The sequence below is a fragment of the uncultured Psychroserpens sp. genome, assembly GCF_947492715.1.
Taxonomy (GTDB): domain Bacteria; phylum Bacteroidota; class Bacteroidia; order Flavobacteriales; family Flavobacteriaceae; genus Psychroserpens.
Map to the genome: position 1 here is coordinate 1364772 of NZ_CANLNS010000001.1, position 13994 is coordinate 1378765.

A 13994-nucleotide genomic window follows, 5' to 3' on the forward strand; every position below is an offset into this window, starting at 1 on the left:
TTCTATTTTTTAACTTCAATCCAACGTCCTTTATTTCTCACAAAGAAATCATTATCATACATAGCCTCCACTTGCGTACCTGGTAAATAGTAGGTGCCTAGGTAAGCTGCATTGAGCATTACGGTAAACACTCTAGTGCCGCGCTTTCCTTTTCGAGGTAAGTCGAAATAAAAATTCACACGATCATCTCTAATATCTGTATATCTGGCATTACTTGTTGTTGTATCACCATAATCTGTAAAACGTGTATTTACAATCTCCCATCCCGAAGGGAAAATCTGAGTAAGTGCCACATCTCGTAGCGACTCATTTTTTAGGTTACTCACACTAATTCTTGCCACAATATCTTGCCCTTGCTGCAATTCGGATACGTTAAGACGATTTCCTTTTAAATCTTGGTAGATAACAGAAACACTTAAACCACGTTGCTCTGCCAATTCTTGTCCTAAAGGAAGTTTTCCTGAATTTAAAACACGTACATAAACCAAGTTGCTAATAGCATTCTTTAAAGTTAATGTGTTAGAACCGTCTTTAACGGCAAGTTTGCGCTGCGCAATAGTGCTTTTGGTGTCTATTGTTTCTGTCTTTCCATTAAAGGTATAACTGAAATTCATATGCTTTCCACCATTGGCTTCTACCATTTTTGCCATAGCTAATAAACTGTAAGCTGTTGTTTGTGTACTCATCCATTGCGTACTTGATAAATCTTTAGCGATGTATTCTGCAATTTCTCGAGCTTTAGGGTTTTTAGTAATAATCATGGTTTCTAAAGCCATAGCTCTATTTCGATCTACTGAACCATAAGTATAATAATTATATTTAGGCGGTTTGAAATCGATGTTAGCTGTTTTCGATAGTTGTTCGCTTGCTTCCTTTTGACCAGCTAGAGCATACGCTGCTGCTAATCGCCATTTGGCCTCGTTTGAAATTTCGGTGAATTCTCGTAATCTATTCATAGAGGCAAGGTCTGGGCTTCCAGCTAAGGCCAAAGTGTATAATCGGTAGGCCTGAGCCAAATCCGAATTATAACGTCTATAGCTTGGTCTCCAGTCTCTAGCGGCTTCTTTTTGGTAACGTAACCAGTTGCTTTTAAAGGTTAGAGGTAATACAAAGCCTTTCTTTTCGGCTTCAATCATAAAATGTCCGGCGTAACTTGTTCCCCAGTCGTTGGCCGTATTTTCACCAATCCAATAACTCATGCCTCCATTGGGTCTTTGGAAATTCCCTAAACGTTTTATGCCATTTTCTATATTTGATTGAATTTGCTGGCGCTTTTCGTATTTAAGATCGAAAATATCACTTAAGTATAACTGCGGAAACACACTCGACGTCGTTTGCTCAACACATCCATGTGGATATTGAATGAGATATTCCAATCGTTTTGAGAAATCCATTGGAGGTAATGTTGAAAACTCAACAGTTGCCGAATTTGTTCCAGGAACTCCAAAGGTTGAAAAATCTAGACTTTGCGATGCATTTGCTTCTAATTGCGCATTTTCAAATTTTGAAGTTATCGGATTTGGATTCACAACATCTAGTTCTACTTTATATGTTGACTTCTCACCATTTCCTGTTGCAATCACTTCAACAGTATTGATACCTTTTGCCTTGCTAACGTCTAATTGGAAATAAGCCATTTGCTCATCTGGTTTTGCAAAAGACAATTTTTGAGAATTATTACCTACCACAGAAATACCATCACTTAATTTTAAACTTAAATTGACATTTTTTACTTTAGGTTCCATCGCAAACACGGTCACAGGAAGGGTTACTTTTTCTCCCGGACTTAATTTTCTTGGTAAGGTTGCCAACACCATTAATGGTTTTTTTACTTCAACAGATTTGTCTGTGCTTCCATAGGCTTCTGTTTGATTATTTCCTGCTACAACCATAGTTCGAACGGCTCCAACATAATTTGGCATTTTAATTTTGTGAGATTGTCTTCCACCAGCTTCTAGCTTAAAAGGTCCTAAATAGGTAACAACAGGTTTAAAGCGATTGGCTTTTTTATTTTTACCCTTAGCTGCACTTCCGTCACCACCAATTGCAAATACCTGATCGATACTGCCAGAATATGCACCAATAACATCATCAAAAATATCCCATGTTTTTACACCCAGTGCTTCGCGAGAATAGAAAGTGTTCCACGCATTAGGCGTTTTAAATCGGGTTAAATCGAGCAGTCCTTCTTCAACCATTGCAATAGTATAGGTCATGGCCTTTTTATTCTTTTCAGAAACATAGACCTCAAATTCTTGCTCTGGTCTTAAAACACTTGCCATGCGTAATTCTGGTTCTAGAATGGTTTTTGGATCTTCAACTAAGATTGGAATAACACCATATAACCTAATAGGTAAGTCATTACTTGTAATAGCATGCGGTTGCAATAAAGAGATATTAACAAACACGTTTGGCGCCATTTCCGAAGTAATAGGTATATTAACCGTTGTTTCTCCTTTTTTAGTTTTTACCCATTTGTGTTCAATCACGTCAGAACCATTTTCTATACTAATCAAGGCACGACCTTCGTTCCCAGATGGGAATTTTATTTTTGCCGTTTCACCAACGATATATTTATTTTTATCAGAGGCAAACACTAACATTTTAGCTGCTTCTTTATTGTTTCCTGTAGACATTCCAGACCAATTTCTATAGAAATATGCCGTACGTCCAGTAGCATGACCACTTACAGGATCATATACTCTAATAAGGTAACGACCTCTATCGTTTTCAGGAATTTTAATAGTAAATGATGTTTTACCATTGGCTCCCGTTGAAGCCTTTTTTGTTAATATAGGTCTATGGTAACTACTCGATACATAATTAGATAGGTTATCATATGATGAGTTCCACCACCAACGCCATTCAATTTTATAAACTTTAATTTCGAGGTTTTCGCGTTTTACAGGTTTTCCGTCTTTATCAACAACGGCTAAATCGAAAGTTTGATTAGTATCTGTAAAATAAGAACCATAATAATTTCCTTTTGGAGATTTTAAACCAACGTAGGATTCGTATGGAGAATACGTTTTTGTAAAGGCGTCTAGAGAAAAGTCCCCACCATTCTCAAATGCTCTTACCAAAAATTGTGCATTAAGCATACCTGGCGCATTTTTTCCAATATCAAGGTTAGTGTCGATCGTTGCTTTTCCTTCTTCGCTTAAATTTCCTTCAAAAACATTTAATTCTTCAGTACTAAACTGGCGTGTAGGATCGCTAAACACATAACCTTTAAAATTTTTAAAACTAGTATAAGAGCTGCTAAACTTAGCTTTTATTTCGGCCTTTATATGTTTTGCAGGAGCACCATGTAGCCATTTTACATCTAATGTTCCGTCTAGAGGTACTTCACTAGATAGTATATCTTGTTTGAAATCGACTTTAATTTTGAGTCGGTTGGGCTTTACTGTTTCTACCTTTAATGCTTTATAAAATTGTGCGCCTCCCACAGACACTTTAGCATTGTAGTTTCCTGTTTTTCCTTCTGAAACTGTAGGAACAATAAACTTATAGAAATTATTGACATTATCGGATGTCACATGTTTGTAGATGAGTTTTCCATTGGGATCGGTAACCTCCATTTTTACAGGGTGGCCTTTAGGCAATTCGTTGGCTTTGTCATTTAACATAAATGTTAAGAATAACGAATCTCCAGGGCGCCATACACCACGCTCACCGTAGATATAACCTTTGAGCCCACGTTGTAATCTATTTCCCGAAACATCAAATTTGCTTAATGATAAAGAGTTACCATCTGTAAGTCTTAAATAGCTTGTGTTATTTCCCTTAGAAACAATAGCAAATGATGCAAACTTATTGGCATCATATGATGCTAATCCTTCACTATTTGTTGAAACTGTGCCTATTTCTTGTTGCTGAAAATTGTACAATTTTATGGTTGCATTTGCCTCCGGATTAGTATTTAAAATATTAGTTACAGCAAAGTAATAGTTGTTGCCAGCACCTTGCTTTACAATAACACCAAGATTAGAAGCCAATAGGTTTTGTGCGATAATTTTACCGTCACCATAATAGGCGTCATGACAAGGATTATTGCGTTGTCTCCAATTATAGGTGTGATTTCTGTATCTATACGTTCGGTTATCCCAATATTCTTGCTCTCTTAATTCGTCGTCTTCGGTATTAGAATCGGCATACTCATCATAATAGTAGTCTTCTTCGTAATAATAATCGTCATATTCGTCATTTTCATTGAGCGCACTATCAGGATTAGCTTCACAATCATAGAGTGAGTATTTCCTAGAATAGCTAAGTTCAACTCTATAGATAGCACCAGGGTCTGCTTTAAAATATTTAGAAAGATCAATGCTATAGGCTTTCCATTTTCCAGAGTTTTCGGCAGCAGATTGTAGTTGAATTGTTTGCTTAGCAATACGACGACCAACACGTTTTATTTCATTGTCGTTGTTGCTACTCATAACATTATCTTGAAGAAATTGTAATACATTATCCTCGAATATTTTGATGATTCTAATATCAACAGCACTTAAGTTTACGGCTTCGAAATTGAACTTTAACTCCTTAGAGTTTGGTAAAATGGTTCCGTTACTTACTAAACGAACTTGGGGTTTTATTTCTTCGAATGAGATGGCTTCTGAAAACGGACTTTTAAGTTTGTAACCATCTGTATTCTTTATGCCTTGGAATACATCAACTTGAATGTTTCCAATGAGTTTCGTGTCTGGATAGACTTTTAAGACATTCCCAACGACAACAAACTTTGGATCTTTAACATTCTGAATTGTTACCAAACCGTCAAAATTTTGTTGGGTTTTTATCGGGTCTGAAAAATTAATATATAAGAATTGTTCTGGAGATTTGTAGGCTTCAACATTTACTATTTTGAAATTGTTAATACCAGGAATTTGAATCGTATTCTCACCTTCATTTTCTGCGTTTATGACCTTTCCATTCCATTGTATTAGAATTTCAGAATCATCAACAAAACGGTTTATACTATCTATTCTAAAATCAAAATATTTAGCATCCTTTTCGAGTTCGTTAAAATGTAGCTTAAGTTGCTTTCCGTTTTGAGTGGCTTTCACCAATTTTTTTGCATCCTCTAGCGAAATTATATCTGCCGATTTAATAGATGCTTCTAGATATTGCCATTTTTTACTATACGACTGTAGTGCATTCGTAGCTATATTGAAATTTGGTGTTATGGTTTTAAACTGAAAAGTATAGTCCTTATAATTTTTAGGCATGTCTTTATAAATCTTATCTAACTTAACAACCACAGTATATTCTGTTGCGGGTTCTAAATGCTCATCTGGCGTAAAAACCATTGTGTGTTTGTTTACAGCTTTTAAAGTACCTTCAACATGAGGAGATATTCCAATAAGATCATCTGTAATTTCTTTGTTGATGTCCCAATCAGCAACATCATTAGATAGATTGATGGTTATAGGATTAACTACAGATTGCAAACCAGAAGATGTATAACTTATATAATCTCTAAATTTAAAGAGGTTATCAGTTTCTTGAGTAGAAGGCTCTTTTTTCTTACATGAAAAAACGATGGCGAGACATAAAATTAAGGCGAACAGATGTTTTGGTTTCATGGCGATGGACATGTTATTATTGGTTTAGACTATAATTTTCAACTACCGGTTTGACAGTTGAATACTATAAAATTACATGATTAAGAGGGCTTAATGATGTGGTTTTAGTTATTTGTTACAGACAAAGTAGTATTCGTTACGAATTGAATAGAATTCGTTTCTATAAAGAAATAGCACCAAATATGCGTATGTCTATTCTTTGTAAATTCCAACAGTTAATTCTCCTTTGTCATTCATTGACGCTCTGTACATACCTGCTGTATTAAATTCGGCAACCATGTTGCCCTCTTTATCAACCGCAACAATTCCACCATCACCTCCAAGTTGAGGTACTTTGTTTTGAATAACTTCTTGAGCCGCCTCTTTTAAGGACAACCCTTTGTATTGCATTAATGCAGAAATATCATGAGCAACCATAGCACGAATAAAATATTCGCCCCAACCTGTGCTAGACACGGCGCACGAGTTATTGTTTGCATAGGTTCCTGCTCCAATAATTGGTGCATCTCCAACGCGTCCATAACGTTTGTTGGTCATACCACCTGTAGACGTTCCAGCAGCTAAGTTTCCATCTTTGTCTAAAGCCGCACAGCCAACAGTTCCGAATTTATAATTTTGAATTTCGGCATCGTAGAAAGCGGTTTTATCATTATGATCTAACTCAATGTTTTCCTTTTCCTTTGCCCGTTTAACCCCGTTTAGTCGTCTTTCTGTATAAAAATAACTAGGCTCTACTATGGTTAGACCTTGCTCTTTAGCATAAGTTTCGGCACCCTGTCCAGCCATCATTACATGTGGAGATTTGTCCATAATAATTCGTGCTAAATCAATCGGATTTCTAACCGTTGTTGTTCCTGCAGATGCTCCGGCATTTAATGTCTTTCCATCCATGATGGATGCATCCAACTCATTAGTTTCAGCGTTTGTATATACGGCACCTTTTCCTGCATTGAATAACGGAGAATCTTCCATGACATTAATAGTCTTTTGAACTGCGTCAAGGCTCGTTCCTCCATTTTTTAATATGTCGTATCCTACCTTAATTGCCTCTTCTAATTTTGCTTTATAAGCAGCTTCACGCTCAGGAGTCATGTTTTTTTTCAAGATGGTTCCTGCACCTCCATGTATAATAATGGCAAATTCTGGTTTCTCGTTTTTAGCATCATAGGAAGAATCTGTTGGTGCAGTTTCAGGTTCTGAGGCCACTTTTTGGGTTTTTTCACCGCAGCCAAAAAAAATGAAGAGTGCTAAAAATAATACAATAGAATGTTTCATGGTTATGTGTTATATATAAGAGCATTAAAGTTACATCATTCACCAAATTACATCAAGTAAAAATGACTTTTTATTAGTAACTTCGCGTCAAAATTTAATAATTCTTAAAATATAAACATATATGGAAGCTACTGCTACCGATTTTGGTATAAAAGAGGCCTTAGAACAATTAGGTGTTCATGACGTTAATGAAGGAACATCTACAGGCTCTAATAATTTTTCTAATGGAGAAATTATTGAATCGTACTCACCTGTTGACGGACAGTTAATTGCTAAAGTGAAATCATCTACGAAAGACGATTATGAAAAAGCAATGACTGCTGCTACTACAGCTTTTAAAACTTGGAGAACAATGCCTGCTCCACAACGTGGTGAAATTGTACGTCAGTTTGGTGAGAAATTAAGAGAGAAGAAAGAAGCGCTTGGTAAATTAGTGTCTTACGAAATGGGTAAATCATATCAGGAAGGTCTTGGAGAAGTTCAAGAAATGATTGATATCTGCGATTTTGCCGTGGGATTATCACGTCAACTTCATGGTTTAACAATGCACTCTGAACGTCCAGGACATAGAATGTATGAACAATATCATCCTTTAGGTGTTGTTGGAATTATTTCAGCTTTTAATTTTCCTGTGGCTGTGTGGTCTTGGAATACTGCTTTAGCATGGATTTGCGGTGATGTATGTATATGGAAGCCTTCTGAAAAAGCACCTGTTTGCGGTGTGGCTTGTCAAAACATTGCAGCTGAAGTTTTTGCAGAAAATAATTTGCCTGAAGGGATTTCTTGCCTGATTAATGGTGATTATCGCGTTGGAGAAATGATGACTAAAGACAAACGAGTTCCATTGGTTTCTGCAACTGGATCAACAAGAATGGGTAAAATTGTAGCTCAAGAAGTTGCTTCACGATTAGGAAAGTCTTTACTAGAATTAGGTGGAAATAATGCAATTATCGTAACACCAGACGCTGATGTTAAAATGACTGTTATTGGAGCCGTATTTGGTGCTGTTGGAACTTGTGGTCAACGTTGTACATCAACACGTCGTTTAATTATTCATGAGAGTATTTATGATAAGGTTAAAGATGCCGTTGTAGACGCTTACAAACAATTACGAATTGGTAACCCTTTAGATGAAAATAATCACGTTGGGCCATTAATAGACAAGGATGCAGTAAAAATGTACCAGCATGCTTTAGAAAAGGTTGTTGAAGAAGGTGGAAACGTTGTTGTTGAAGGCGGTGTTTTAGAAGGAGAAGGTTATGAAAGTGGCTGCTATGTGAAACCTGCAATCGCTGAAGCACAACCTCACTATGAGATTGTTCAACATGAAACATTTGCACCTGTATTATATTTATTAAAATACTCTGGTGATGTAGAAAATGCAATCGATATTCAAAATGAAGTTGCTCAAGGATTATCATCTGCAATAATGACTAATAATTTACGCGAAGCAGAACGTTTCTTATCTGTTCAAGGTTCTGATTGCGGTATTGCAAATGTAAATATTGGTACTTCTGGAGCTGAAATTGGCGGTGCTTTTGGTGGTGAGAAAGAAACTGGAGGAGGACGAGAATCTGGTTCTGATGCTTGGAAAATTTACATGAGACGTCAAACAAATACGATTAACTATACGACCGAGTTACCTTTAGCTCAAGGGATCAAGTTTGATTTATAAATAAAATTTTTAATACTAAAAAGGCCGCATCATTCGATGCGGTTTTTTTTTGCTTAAAACACAAGGTAATGGCTTGATAATGTGACTTTTTTAAGATTTGTGTTTCATATATAGGATAAAAGATGTTAATTTTTTTTACATCTCAATAATTCTTAACTAAAACACTAACCACATGAGTAAAAAGACTACTTATCTTCTTGGTATTTTATTTACGATTATCATTGGTACATTATTGTATTGTTATTTATGTAACGATTGTCACTGTTCCTTGGGAGGAGAAACGACAGAAACAACTACTGATGAAACTATCGAAATAGAACAGCAAAAAGTAATGCCTACTACTAAAAATGCATTTACAATTTATGATGCTGATGGCGATTTCAATATTGAAATGAATGATAATTTCAACTTTAAAACATCGAGCTTCTCAATTTTGGATCCAATTGCACCAAATGTTGCAGGTGGTGTTCTAAAACTTAAGGACTATCTTATAACTAATCCATTAAAAACTGTTAATATCGTTGGATATTATAGAAGTGATGAAACTAATAATTCGGCTTTTCCTAATTTAGGTTTAGCGCGTGCAAATGCTGTTAAGAATTATTTGGTGACTCAAGGTGTTTTGTCTAAACAAATAAATACTCAAGGAATACTTAATGATGGTATTAACCCAGATCATTCAAATACGCTATTTGGACCATTAAAGTTTGGCATGGTTACGTTGGAAGAAGGCATAATTGATGAAGCTTTAGAAGCTGCATGTGAAGCCATAAGAAAAAGCCCATTAGTACTTTATTTTGAAACAGGACAGGCCCAAATTAGTCTTAGCGCTGAGCAACGTCAAAAATTTGCAGATATTTCTAGATGTGTTGACAAGCTTGGTGTTAAAGTACAAGTTGTTGGACATACGGATAATACGGGAGACGCGGGCACTAATGTCATTTTGGGGCAACAGCGTGCCGATTTTGCCAAAAGCTATCTCATTAGAAATGGTATTCTAGGCAGCCATATCGATGCTACATCTAAAGGGCAAACGGAGCCTATAGCAGATAATAACACTGATGAAGGACGTACTAAAAATAGACGTACAGTAATTACCATAAACTAAATTAACAAACTTAAAAACATATAAAATTATGAACTGGTGTATATTAATTCCATTACTTGTAGGTGCTATTTGCGCACTGTTAGGCTACTTACTAGGGAGACTTCTTGGAGGTACTAATAATCATGATAATTGCAATGACAGAATTGCAAAACTTGAAGCAGATTTAGAGGCTTGCGAAGCAAGCAAGTCAAATATTGTATCTTCATTCACAGCAGGAGCTACTGCTATTGCATTTGACGCAGGAGCGGCTAAAGCTGTCTTTGGGAAAACAGTTAAAGAAAATGATTTAACGATTGTTGAAGGAATAGGCCCTAAAATTCAGGAATTATTTCATAACCATGATGTTAAAACTTGGAAGAGCTTATCAGAGTGTAGCGTTGATAAATGTCAACGTGTCTTAGATAGTGGCGGGGAACGTTTTGCTATTCATAAGCCTGGAACTTGGCCAGAACAAGCAAGAATGGCTTATGAAGGTCTATGGAGCGAGCTTTTAAAATGGCAAGATGAATTAGATGGAGGCAAGTAAATATAGCAACCTAAAATAAAGATTATTTAAAAACCGTTTTACTTATGAAACGGTTTTTTTGTGTCATTTTTTTACACTTCTATTAAACCGAACATTAGTTTTTTAGTCTTATTGCATATGACACAGCAGGATATTCAACATTTATATTGGAGAGCTGGTTTTGGATTAACTCCAAAACAGTACGCTTTAAAGACTCAAGATAATCGGGACACCATTATTGACGGGCTTTTCAAGGCATCGGAGATTACGACGATGTTGGATATTGATACCTCAGATTTTGAGGAGCTTTTAACTCCGGCGCTAGCTAAAGATGCTGCTAAACGAAAATTAATAAGACAGATAAGTACTAAAAAACTCAAAACTTATAATAGGCTTTGGCTAAATCGTCTCGAGACTTCAAATCAAATCTTAAGGGAAAAAATGACGTTGTTTTGGGCTAATCATTTTGTGTGCCGCGACAATAACATCCTATTTGTAAAGACCTTTAACAATACACTTAGAGCCCATGCTTTAGGTAATTTCGGAGACTTTGTAAAAGCCATTTCAAAGGAAGCTGCCATGCTTAAGTATTTGAATAATAAACAAAATAGAAAGTTAAAACCAAATGAAAATTTTGCAAGAGAATTGATGGAATTATTTATGCTTGGAGAAGGGCATTACACCGAAAGAGATATTAAAGAAAGCGCTCGTGCATTTACAGGTTATAATCATACAGTTAAGGGACAATTTGTACTTAGAAAGCGTCAGCATGATTATGGTATTAAGACTTTTTTTCGGAATACTGGACGATTTAGTGGTGACGACATTATAGATATTATTTTACAACAAAAACAGTGTGCTCGTTTTATCTGTCAAAGTATCTATAAGTATTTTGTAAATGAAACCATAAATACTGAAAGGCTAGAAGAATTAGCAACGGTTTTTTTTAAAGATTATAATATTGAAAACCTCATGCGACATCTCTTTATGTCTGATTGGTTTTATTCTGAAGAAAATATTGGTGTAAAAATAAAATCTCCGATTGAACTTTTAATAGGAATAGGCAAAACAGTGCCAATTAAGTTTAATGACGAAAAAGATCAGTTAAAAATTCAAAAGCTTTTAGGACAAATACTTTTAAACCCTCCAAATGTTGCTGGCTGGAAAGGTGGTAAAAACTGGATTGATAGTAATACCTTGATGTTGCGTTTAAAACTACCATCAATCTTACTGGCAAACGCGCATATATCTATTAAAGAAAAAGGTGAGTTTGAAGATTCATTTGACATCTATAATTATAGAAAAAGACCAAGTAGATTTGCTAATGTTAGCGTTGATTGGAACAATTTCGAGGAACAATTTTCGGGATATTCATCGCAGGAATTAAAGACATTTTTAATGGCTTCTAAACTGAATAAAGGCACAGAAAATTATTTAGAGACCTTAAATAAATCCTCGCATATGGAATTGTGCGTCCAATTAATGTCATTACCCGAATATCAAATGTGTTAGTTATGGATAGAAGACATTTTTTAAAACAGTCAACCTTAGCGAGTAGCTTATTTTTCGTGCCCAATTTTGTAAAAGCATTTGAGAATATTGCGCCTAGTAGTTTAGGATATAAACGTTTAGTAATGATTCAGCTGTCGGGAGGTAATGATGGTTTAAACACAATCATTCCGTTTAATAATGATATCTACTATCGAAATAGGCCTAGTATTTCAATTTCAAAAAATGATGTTTTGAAAGCCAGTGACGAGTTGGGGTTTCATAAAAGTCTACTTCCTCTAAAAAAATTATTTGATGATGGTCATTTAACCATTATTAATAATGTAGGCTATCCCAACCCAAACCGCTCCCATTTTAGAGCAACAGATATTTGGCAAACAGCGAGTGATTCAAATCAATATTTACAAACGGGTTGGATTGGTCGTTATTTAGATCATTTCGGAACTAAACCTTATAACGCTATTGAAATAGATGATAGTCTGTCGCTTGCTTTAAAGGGGCAACAAATTAATGGCATTGCGGCTAAAAACCCTCAGATTTTATATAGAACCTCTCAAGATCCTTATTTTAAAAACGTACTTAAATACTATGAAGATGAGCATTTAAGCGAACATAATTTAGGCTATCTATATAAAACTATGATTGCCGCAGAGTCTTCAGCCAAATATATTTTTGAAAAGCATAAGGGCTCCGAAACTAGTCAAGATTACCCTAATAATGAATTTGCCAAGCAATTACGAACGACATCGAGGTTAATAAAATCGGGCATCGAAACAAAAGTGTTCTATGCATCTCTTGGTGGGTTTGATACACACGCAGGACAGCTTAATAGTCAGTCGAGATTATTAAAAGTATATGCTGAAGGAATCGAAGCATTTATTAAAGATTTAAAGCAACAAGGGACATTTAAGGATACACTTATAGTTACTTTTTCAGAATTTGGAAGGCGTGTTAAACAGAATGCAGCCAATGGAACAGACCATGGAGCGGCGAGTAATGTTTTTGTTATAGGAGATCAATTAAAAACTGCCGGATTCTATAATGACTTAGCAAGTTTAAGAGATTTGGATAGTAATGGCGATTTGAAATATACAATAGACTTTAGATCAATTTATGCCACTATTTTGAATACATGGTTAGCGGCCGAAGATCATACCATTTTAAATAAGACCTTCCCAAAATTAAACTTCATTTAGTCTTAAAAAAACAAAAACCCTGTTTCACATTCGACACGTCGACATTGAAACAAGGTTATATGTAATTGATTAATAGCAAGGCAAAAATCGTAAAAATTAAAGTTGATTTCTAAAAAAAACTATAAGTGGTCAAAAAAACTGTATGAATGGTAAATATGAGATTTTAAAAAAAGGAATTTGACTTTTTTAAGAAGAAAATGAGCCATTATATTCTATGAAAAAACAAAAACCTTATTTCGTTATTGACATGTCAACATTGAAATAAGGTTATATGTAATTGATTAATAGCAAGGCTAAAATCGTAAAAATCAATGCTGGTTTTGAAAAAAAACTATGAGTGGTTAAAAAAACTGTATGAATGGTATTTTTTTGATAATTTCTTAGATTAACGACGTTTCTAAATTTATAATAGAACAGTTCAATAGTATGTAAACAAGTAAGGGTTTTCATATAAATTGTAAGAAAACAGCTTAAAAATATGTATAAACATAAGATTTTCAGTGTATTAAATACAGATATGTTAAAATATTGATTAACTTATGGGTGCTATTAATCAATACCAATTCAATTATGAAAACAGTTTTTAAGTTAATTATTTTGACCTTATTTGTTTCACTTTATTCTTGTGAAACGGAAGATGTAACAATCGAAAATGACCTTAATCGGGAACCTGTAAAAGGTTGCGAAACCGCCTTTGCGTATGGGAAAGATGACGAAGCTATTTGCTTTATAGATGATGATGAGCTTGACTCTAATCGTTGGGGCTGGTCTATTGGCCCTATATATGCAGATCACTACGAATCGTATCTCATCTATCAAGGAGCTGGTGGCTGTAATTTAAATAACGGAGAAGTTATCGGGACCTTAAATGTTGTTTATGAAAGCGATTATGTTTTAGTCGACTTTGTAGCTAATGAAGGCTACGGTTTTTATGAAACTCATCTGTATATAGGAGATGAAAAATATCCAAGAAAGCGAAATGGCCAGTACACCGTTGCTCCTGGACAATACCCTTATAGCAATGACATTCCCGGTGGAGCATCGGATGATAGTTATAAAATTGATGACGTAGAAGGCGGAATCTATATTATAGCTCATGCTGTTGTTTGTCCTTATAAAAAAGATAAGCCGAATTAATATT

8 protein-coding genes are annotated in these 13994 nt (G+C 35.1%); 6 read left to right on the forward strand and 2 right to left on the reverse strand.

From position 1 onward, the window contains the following. Positions 1-2: 2 nt before the first annotated feature. On the reverse strand, positions 3-5585 hold the full coding sequence (locus Q0787_RS06160; RefSeq protein WP_298901365.1) for an MG2 domain-containing protein: 5583 nt from the start codon (positions 5583-5585) through the stop codon (positions 3-5). A 192-nt stretch (positions 5586-5777) separates the two neighbouring features. Then, the gene (locus Q0787_RS06165) at positions 5778-6860 is read right to left on the reverse strand and encodes an isoaspartyl peptidase/L-asparaginase family protein (protein ID WP_298901366.1); all 1083 of its coding nucleotides are present in this window, start codon (positions 6858-6860) and stop codon (positions 5778-5780) included. A gap of 121 nt (positions 6861-6981) precedes the next feature. Here Q0787_RS06165 and Q0787_RS06170 point away from each other — a divergent pair, with 121 nt between their 5' ends. The 6 genes from Q0787_RS06170 (at position 6982) to Q0787_RS06195 (ending at position 13990) form a co-directional block, all read left to right on the forward strand. Beyond that, positions 6982-8535, forward strand: a complete 1554-nt coding sequence (locus Q0787_RS06170) for an aldehyde dehydrogenase family protein (RefSeq protein ID WP_298901367.1) — start codon at positions 6982-6984, stop codon at positions 8533-8535. A gap of 172 nt (positions 8536-8707) precedes the next feature. Next, a complete protein-coding gene (locus Q0787_RS06175; RefSeq protein ID WP_298901368.1) occupies positions 8708-9643 on the forward strand; it encodes an OmpA family protein in 936 nt (311 codons plus the stop codon). A gap of 28 nt (positions 9644-9671) precedes the next feature. Next, a complete protein-coding gene (locus Q0787_RS06180) occupies positions 9672-10169 on the forward strand; it encodes a hypothetical protein (protein ID WP_298901369.1) in 498 nt (165 codons plus the stop codon). A 117-nt stretch (positions 10170-10286) separates the two neighbouring features. Beyond that, a complete protein-coding gene (locus Q0787_RS06185) occupies positions 10287-11660 on the forward strand; it encodes a DUF1800 domain-containing protein (RefSeq protein ID WP_298901370.1) in 1374 nt (457 codons plus the stop codon). 2 nt (positions 11661-11662) lie between these two features. Next, positions 11663-12853, forward strand: a complete 1191-nt coding sequence (locus Q0787_RS06190; RefSeq protein ID WP_298901371.1) for a DUF1501 domain-containing protein — start codon at positions 11663-11665, stop codon at positions 12851-12853. A gap of 570 nt (positions 12854-13423) precedes the next feature. Next, entirely contained in the window at positions 13424-13990 is a 567-nt protein-coding gene (locus Q0787_RS06195) for a hypothetical protein (protein WP_298901372.1), read from the forward strand. The last annotated feature ends 4 nt before the right edge of the window (positions 13991-13994 follow it).

What these genes read in the sequence shown, in the direction of transcription:
- Q0787_RS06165 (WP_298901366.1), bottom strand. Translation starts at nt 6,860, where the DNA reads ATGAAACATTCTATTGTATTATTTTTAGCACTCTTCATTTTTTTTGGC.
- Q0787_RS06185 (WP_298901370.1), top strand. Translation starts at nt 10,287, where the DNA reads ATGACACAGCAGGATATTCAACATTTATATTGGAGAGCTGGTTTTGGA.
- Q0787_RS06190 (WP_298901371.1), top strand. Translation starts at nt 11,663, where the DNA reads ATGGATAGAAGACATTTTTTAAAACAGTCAACCTTAGCGAGTAGCTTA.
- Q0787_RS06170 (WP_298901367.1), top strand. Translation starts at nt 6,982, where the DNA reads ATGGAAGCTACTGCTACCGATTTTGGTATAAAAGAGGCCTTAGAACAA.
- Q0787_RS06175 (WP_298901368.1), top strand. Translation starts at nt 8,708, where the DNA reads ATGAGTAAAAAGACTACTTATCTTCTTGGTATTTTATTTACGATTATC.
- Q0787_RS06180 (WP_298901369.1), top strand. Translation starts at nt 9,672, where the DNA reads ATGAACTGGTGTATATTAATTCCATTACTTGTAGGTGCTATTTGCGCA.
- Q0787_RS06195 (WP_298901372.1), top strand. Translation starts at nt 13,424, where the DNA reads ATGAAAACAGTTTTTAAGTTAATTATTTTGACCTTATTTGTTTCACTT.
- Q0787_RS06160 (WP_298901365.1), bottom strand. Translation starts at nt 5,585, where the DNA reads ATGAAACCAAAACATCTGTTCGCCTTAATTTTATGTCTCGCCATCGTT.